The 8,772-nt window shown below is 35.1% G+C and carries 3 protein-coding genes; all 3 read right to left on the bottom strand.

The features are described from left to right. On the bottom strand, nucleotides 1–851 hold an 851-nt coding region (locus EV697_RS09675; protein ID WP_243694780.1), incomplete at its 3' end, for a hemagglutinin repeat-containing protein. Nucleotides 852–988: 137 nt separating this feature from the next. After that, a complete protein-coding gene (locus EV697_RS09680; protein WP_132025076.1) occupies nucleotides 989–1,351 on the bottom strand; it encodes a hypothetical protein in 363 nt (120 codons plus the stop codon). Continuing rightward, nucleotides 1,351–8,757 carry a hemagglutinin repeat-containing protein gene (locus EV697_RS09685; protein WP_132025078.1) on the bottom strand — a complete coding sequence of 2,469 codons (7,407 nt, stop codon included), beginning with the start codon at nucleotides 8,755–8,757 and terminating at the stop codon, nucleotides 1,351–1,353. The genes EV697_RS09680 and EV697_RS09685 overlap by 1 nt, the downstream gene beginning before the upstream one ends. Nucleotides 8,758–8,772: the final 15 nt, after the last annotated feature.

Below are 8,772 nucleotides of genomic sequence, written 5' to 3' on the forward strand. Positions count from 1 at the left end.
TGATAAGCTCCATCGGTTTGCCCTGAAATAGCTGTTAGTAATTCTTTCTTAGCTTTGGTCATAATATCGGCTTCTTTCTTCAACCCTTCATAATCTGCTTCTTTGACAGACTGGTTTTGATGTTGAGTCTCTTTGGTAATCGCGGCTAGTTGGGCTTTACCTTGTTCACTGGCTATGTCGATATTGCCCTCACTAATAACTGATTTCGTCAATGAGCGGTTATTTTCTGTTACCGTGGTATTGCCTAAGGCATTAACTAGGGCAATTTTAGTTGCAGCATATTTACCATCACTATGCACATCTGTTGAATTTAAACCAAATTTAAGTGGGCTACTTTGATGTTCATTTTGGTTAGCTTGAATAAAAGTTTCCCCTTTGGCTTCTTTTTCTGCTCGATATTTTTTATTTAAAGCTTTATCTTCTGCTGAGGTTTGGTCTCGGTTCACAGAAAAACCACCCATTAATGCCACACCACTGGCTTTTGCCGTTGAGTAATTTTCTATATCCCTAAAACTTAAATCATTAGCAACTAAACGATTTTTTGATTTATCTGCGGTAGAAACAATGGCTCCCCCTGTGAGTGAGACCTTATCAGCTGAAATATCATACCCCTCTTTACCTGCAAAAATTCCCGCTTGTTCGGTGACTGCTAAAGTTTCCCCATTTGCCGTTTGCTGATTAAATGTACCTGATGCGCCCCAAGCTGTACCGATAGATACTTGAGCTCGAACATTAGCTCCACTTTGACTAGAGGTATTTTCGCTATAATCTTGTTGACTGATAATATTCAAGTCACCCTTGATATTTGCTTTTGCTTTTTCGGCATAAATACTCGTACCTTTTAAAGTCATATCACCTTCTGTTTCTGCTTTAAAATTATCAGTAACAATATGGCTATTATGTTTTTTAAAAACAATATAAAAAAAGTGCGGTCAATTTTCCTCAAGTTTTAAAACTCTTAAAAATCCTACCGCACTTGTATGGTTTTTTAATTTCTTTTCGGTTTCCAAGGTACTGCATCAGGTTTGCTATGTTTTTTTCGCCATTTAATGCAATCAGGGTCATTCCACATTAATTCATTTTCACAAACTGGTCCTCCCTCTAAATACCAGCCCCTCTTTTCAAAACAAAGCATATTTTTTCCAGATTTCGAAGATACATGCATAAAATCTAGATTACAAGCTTTGATTCCCTCAATTAGTTTATCAGCCCACTCATTAGCTGATAATTTCCAGCCATCAGGATAATTCCAACTATAATAATTTCTAGCGGGTTTAAACCCCCCCCCTTCCCAACCACAAGCAGATAATAATACGCTCATTAAGATAATTAAGGTAAAATTAAGTTTCATTATTTGTTCTCCTTCTGTGTCTTTTGATTCAGTTCAAAAATAGTCCGTTCTGGTTGCATATTTCCGTTATTTTGCTCTGTTCGATAACCATCTGTTTCACATTGTGGTTGTCCTAATCCATGGCAGTTATGCGATGAAGAGTTATCACCTACTACATCCCGCAAAATTTTAAATAAATTTTTATTTTTTGTATTAGTATCGTTGGTTGCAGGGTTACCTCCAATAAAAAACCAATTACCAATGGGATCGTGCTTATTATTCTCAATAATGATAGACCCCTCTTTTGAGGTTCTCACTTCACCTTTTCCTTGTAAGATAGTTAAGATCCGATCTGCGCGGATTACATTGGCTGCTGGCCCCACCATTTTTAATTGTGTATTTGATAAAATGCCTTTATTTTGTGGATCTTTTTCTAGAGTTTGTAGGGCATTACTGATAGTTAAGGTGCCTCGGCTATGGCTCCCTAAATATAATCCCTCTGGACTACTGCCTTTTTGTTTCATTAAATCCACTGCCTGTCTCACAGAATTATCATCCGATACTGCCCATTTTTGATAACCCGCAATCAGCAATTCTGATAAAGTACTTTCTGCTTTGGGATGATGTACAAAATAAATATCTTTATATAATGCTTTATTGACTTTACCTGTTTCACCTGTTTCTGCCACATAATTTTGTACCGCAAATTTAGCGGCTGCTTGCAGATCATTCATAATACCATTAAAAGCTACCACATATTTCTGCTGTTGTTTCTTTGTAGTTGGGTCAGTGTAAGTAACCGCTTGAATATGCTTACGCTCTTCATCAGACAGTTCTCGCAACTGATAAATATTGTAACCTTTAGCAAATTCCCTCTTACGATATTTCTCCACATATTGTTCAATCTCTTTCTCATCTTTAATGCCATTAGATTCTGCTTCCTTTCTGCCTGCTTTATCTAATTGAGCTAAACGTTCTTTGTCCTTAACAGGTTCACCATTTTCATCGGTAACAAAGCCCATCATACGGTGTTCTGCAATAAACATTTTATGATAAGCTCCATCGGTTTGCCCTGAAATGGCTGTTAGTAATTCTTTCTTGGCTTTGGTCATAATATCGGCTTCTTTTTTCAACCCTTCATAATCGGCTTCTTTGACAGACTGGTTTTGATGTTGAGTCTCTTTGGTAATTACCGCTAGTTGGGCTTTACCTTGTTCACTGGCTATGTCGATATTGCCCTCACTAATAACTGATTTCGTCAATGAGCGGTTATTTTCTGTTACCGTGGTATTGCCTAAGGCATTAACTAGGGCAATTTTAGTTGCAGCATATTTACCATCACTATGCACATCTGTTGAATTTAAACCAAATTTAAGTGGGCTACTTTGATGTTCATTTTGGTTAGCTTGAATAAAAGTTTCCCCTTTGGCTTCTTTTTCTGCTCGATATTTTTTATTTAAAGCTTTATCTTCTGCTGAGGTTTGGTCTCGGTTCACAGAAAAACCACCCATTAATGCCACACCACTGGCTTTTGCCGTTGAGTAATTTTCTATGTCCCTAAAACTCAAATCATTAGCAACTAAACGATTTTTTGATTTATCTGCGGTAGAAACAATGGCTCCCCCTGTGAGTGAGACCTTATCAGCTGAAATATCATACCCCTCTTTACCTGCAAAAATTCCCGCTTGTTCGGTGACGGCTAAAGTTTCCCCATTTGCCGTTTGCTGATTAAATGTACCTGATGCGCCCCAAGCTGTACCGATAGATACTTGAGCTCGAACATTAGCTCCACTTTGACTAGAGGTATTTTCGCTGTAATCTTGTTGACTGATAATATTCAAATCACCCTTGATATTTGCTTTTGCTTTTTCGGCATAAATACTCGTACCTTTTAAAGTCATATCACCTTCTGTTTCTGCTTTAAAATTATCAGTAACAATATGGCTATTATGTTTTTTATTTTGCTGGTAACTTTGCTTACCTTGTTGGTATCCAGCCTCTACATAGGCATACACTCCTGTACCGGCACCCACTTGTGCTCCAACACCAACTTGTGCCCCATAACTTGATTGTTTATTTTTGCCTTTAAACTCATCTCGTCCTGAATCTAACTTAATACCTTGTTTTGATTTCAAATAAACATAACTATCTGGCGTGATATTACCTTTTTCATCTTTGGTCATAATATCAATATGCGATAAATCTATTGCACCTTTATCCGCTTCAATCGTCACATTTTTCCTAGCATTTAAAATATTTCCCTGACTTTGTAAGGCACTGTTTTCATAGCTAGATTGATTATGTTTAAATCCTACTCCTGCCTCTGCTTTAGCCAATGCTCCCGTCATAATAGATTGATAAGCTGAATAACCTTGTACACCAATAAGCGCTCCATTTAACGCTTTCAAGCGTTCATCTGCTTTATCATCTTCTACTGTTGCTTTCACTTCTTTTGCAAGATTAGCTAAATCTAATAATGGAGAAGATACTTTGGCAAATAAGCCTATTTTTGTACCACTTGTTTTACCGCTTGATAAACTCACGTTATCTTGGCTCTTACTAATCACATCGTTACCAGCAAAAATATTCACACCACCATCAGGTGTTACTACCGCACTACTATCTTGGATATAATCTTTTCCTGCATAAAGATTAGCATTCCCTTTATTTGCTCCAACTACGGTACCTTTATGAATAATTTGCTTATCATTTTGTCTGGATTTATCCATGTAAATACCTGTAAATCGCTCTGTATCAGATATTTTCGCACTTCCAAATCCAACGCCTTTTGAGCTAGATGAATAAACATTTTTCCCTTTTGTTGTACCTAATTCTATATTTTCTCCTGCTATTAAGGTATTTTCACCATCTGAAACAATATTTGCTCCTTGAGTAGAAATATTTTTTCCTGCTTTTAGAGTACTTGTCCCTGCTACTGAAATAGAGGTTACTTTAAATTCTTCTTTTGTCGCATTTTCATTATCTTTATTATGATATGCACCAAACTCTTTTAGCCAAGATTTTGAAGTATCAATACCGATACCTTTATTTTTGGCTTTTGCTTTAAAATCTATTGATGATTTCGCTTCGTTTAGTTTGATATTTCCTTTTGCTGATGCAATGAAATTCCCTTCTGCTTGTAAATCAGTACCTTCACTAACAATATCACCTTGTGTAGCCTGAATAACTAAGTTATTACCAGCCGAAACGTTGCCCGTTACCGCTTTGTTAATATAGCGGTTTTGATCTGCTGAATGAGATTGTGTACCAGCCTTAACCACAACTGTTTTTGATAAACGTTCTATTGCTTCATAGCCTGCGTCTGCAACAGTCATAACTTGACCAACAACAGATTGATTTTTTAAACCGCCTTTAGAGTTGATTTCTTCTTTACCAGCTTCATAAGCTGCCCAAAGTGGCGAATAGGTAATACCAACTGATAAACCAGATGATTTAGCATATTGATGGGCATTCATCGTATGTTTTTCATTCACAGCATTCAAATTAATAGCTTTTCCTTGTAAATGAATATCTTTTCCTGCTTGAAGTTGAGCTGCATTAAGGGTTAATTTATCTTTAGATGAAATAGAAATATTATTCTTTGCAGTTAATGAACTGGTAATAACTTGTTCATCTTTCTGTTTGACATCATTTCCTGATTTACTACGTTGATACCCAACCGTCGCTACTCCACCTTTTAGGCTCGCTGAAAAACCTGACTTACGAGTTTTCTCAAAATCTTCTGAATAAGCACGATTTTCAGCCTCTTTGATAGTAATATTTTTTCCTTGAATAGCTAAATCATTTTCTGCCACAATTTGGCTACCTTGAATATTCACATCGCCTTGTGAAGAATGAATTAGTATCTTATTTGCATCAATTTGTGTGCCTTTCGCTAAGTCATAGTCATGTTTATGTTTTACTATGGTTTCTGTTTTAGATAGTAGTCCTTTCGTTTTATCCCTCGCCCCAAAGGCAATATTTTCTGTTTCTCTTGTTTCTTTAACAGTAATATCACCAGAAGATGTGAGCAATAAATTGCTATCACTATGAATGCTATCTCCTGCAAGCGTTATCGCTTTTTGACCGACTAATTTTGTATCACCAATTAAATTAAGCCTGTTTCCAATCTGCTTTGTTTGTTCTAAATAAACGTAGTTACCGTCGCTAAAATCAAAATTTTCTTTGTTTTTTAATGTAATACTGGATAAAGATAATGCGTTGCCAGCATTGATATTCGTACTACCTTTGTTATCAATATCCACTCCTTTTAGGGTTATATCCTCTTTGGCAAATAATACAAGATTGCCATTGTTCCCCACTTTGATTTTCGCTTGTTCATTAATCTCTTTGCGGTAAAAATCTCCTGTATCCACTGTTTCAGCTATAGTACTTTGAATATCTATTCGCCCTGCTTGTGCGATAAGTTCTTTTTTCGCTAATAAATCACCGCCAGTATTGGTAAGTGCATCTTCAGCTTTAAGATAAACTCGCTCTCCTTCAATACTTCCACTATTATTATGGATATTATTTGCTGAAAGTGCGGTTATTTTTTTACCTGATATTGTGCCAGAGTTTTTAATCTCTCCCGTTACTGTTGCAATAATTTGGTTACCTGAGATTAAGGCACCTTTATTATTTATTTTTATATTCCGAGAAGATAAATAGACTTCTGGGGCTAATACTTGCACTTCTTTCCCATTAGGCAATTTGACTTTTTTGGTAACAAACCATACTAAATCAGTTGTCAATTCTTTCATTTGCTCAGCAGTTAATGCTACGCCAGGAATTAAATTAAATTTTTTCGCATAATAGATTCCACTATCCATTAAGGCTTTATATTGTTCAAAGTCTGATTGATAATTTTCTAAAAAACGGCGACCTGTAAGCTGATTAATTTGTTCATTAACCAACCGTTGTTCATAATAACCATCTCCTAAGCGTTTTTGAACAAGTTGGTGATCGGAACGTAGTTGGTTAAACATATAATCAGAGCTTAACCATTTATTGCGATCCGTAAAACGAGGATCTGTTTCAATTAAGTAATGACTATTTGCATCAGGATTAACTTTATATAAATTTGAATTTGGAAGAGGTATTTCTGATATTGTAGGTAACTTTCCTATATCTCCATTACTACCGACTACCTTTCTGTCATTAATTTTAGAGGCATTTGGATCACGAACATTGGCTAATTCTGCTTTAGCATTTTCAGCGTATTGCCAAAGTCCCAGAGAAATAGATTTAGGGATTTCTGGTGGGTTATAATCCCAAGTATCTGTTTTTGTTGTATCGGCATGATCAACACATTTACCCAAAATTTTTTTAACACATTTTCTTCCTTTTCTCTTGTTGTAGACTTTGCCACTATCGGTAGTAATTTGTATACCTTTAGTTTCTTTGTTATCTAAACTGTTTACATTATCAAAATGGATAGTTCTACCTGAAATAATTTTGCTATCTTGGTTCTCAACATCAGCAGAACCAAAATAAATATTACCACCACTTAAAATACGCCCTTCATTATAAAGTGGTTTTAAAACTTGTGTTTCTTTAATTGAACGGGTGTAGTCATATTCCAACCAATAATAATGCTTGCTTCCATCAGGCAGACGTAAAAAATATAAGTCCCTTACTTTTGCGTCACTACCTAGAAAACCACCACTTTCGTTATCTTCACGCTCAACTGACAATCCCTGTGTACCATTCAGATAACGTTTGCTATCACCTGAGGATCTGTATTCATAAATAGGTGTCCGAGAAATTTCTTTTACTTCGGTCTTTAAATATTTATGGGTATTTTTTACTTTATTTACATTAAAATAAATATCGCCTTGTGCTTCAATTAACCCATTAGAGTTTTCAACGAAATCACTATTCCCTGTACTGTGTTTTTTATCATCCAGTGTTTTACCAAAGTACATATTGCCTAAACTAATCAGACTACCACCATCATGATTAAGCAAATGACCAACAGCAAGATCTAAACGCTCTCTCGAAGCAATAACGGCTGATTTAGTTTCAGCATTCTGAGTGTCTTCTCGGTTATTTAATTGTTTTGCCTCAATGGCAATATGATCCCCATAAATTCGTCCAGTTCCAAGATTATCTAAATAACTTGTTTTAATCACAGTTTGCGAGGCATCAATTAGTCCTCTATTCACTAATGTTCTGCTTGCGATATTAGTATTCTTAGAGGATAGTTCTGCTTGATTTTTATTTTCAATATGTTTGGCTTGAATCGTTAATCCTTCCCCTGTTCGTAAGGTACTATTATTGATAAAATTACCTTTTGTTGAGAGATTTAAATTTTTTGATATTTTAAAGGCATTGTTTAAAGTAAAACTATCCTGAAGGTAAATATTTGCGTTATTACTTTGTATATGACTTTCATTTTCTAAAGTTTTTACATCAATTAATAAATTATTATTACTGGCTATTGTGCCACTTTGATTATTCAGTAATACCCCTTTGCCTTTTATTGCTATATTACCAAGGGATAATAACTGCCCTTGAGTATTATCAAAGGTAGAGAGAATATTTCCTGTTAATTTTTCTAATGCAGAAATACGACCTTTTGTATTATTTACTGCGGTGGTATTAATCACAACATTTGATGCAACAATATTTCCTTCTTCATTTACTAATTTATTTGCATTAATATTAATTGAAGATGAAGCCGATAGTTTAGCTTGTTTTGATATAACATTATTTTCAGCATTTAAATCAATATGATCTGATTTATTATTACTTTCTGATAAATCAATTTCTTTAGAGCGGATACTAATTTTATTTTGAGCAAGGTTTTGTCCTTTAATCACCGCTTGTTCTGTGGCAATTAATTGAAGTAATTTACCGTTCTTATTCGCTTCTAATAGTTCCTTTTCTTCACCTTTTGCAGTTTCAATAAAATGAAGACCTGCTGCAATCAAAGCTGATTTATCAGCTTGTAACCTATTAGCATTATAATTCACATTTCCTGTCGCAAGGGTTTCACCTTGTTGAGTTATATTTTCTTTTGCAATAAGCGTTATATTCCCATTATTTTGAGTATTATCCTTAGCCGTAATTGACCCTAATTGTTCAATATTTTTTTCTGCACTTTTTAGTGTGATATTGCCTTTTTGTGAATAAATTATCCCTTTATTTGCTATATCTCTCTTAGCATTTATCGTAATATTCTGTTTCGCTTGAATATTGTTACTATTCACCACTTTACCATTCACATCAATAACAATATCCCCAGCAGAAGCACCAAGATGCCCAAGATTGCGTATCCCTAAGCCAGATTCCGTGCCAATAATATGAATCTTCTCTGCATACATTCCCCCTAAATTAGCGACATCCACCGAATAATGTGTATCATCTGTATTAGTTGTATTGGATTTACTATTGATAATCTGCACAGAATCATTGTTCTTACTCACTTTATTATGACCCGT

Origin of the sequence: Bisgaardia hudsonensis (assembly GCF_004345785.1) — a bacterium.
GTDB lineage: Bacteria > Pseudomonadota > Gammaproteobacteria > Enterobacterales > Pasteurellaceae > Bisgaardia > Bisgaardia hudsonensis.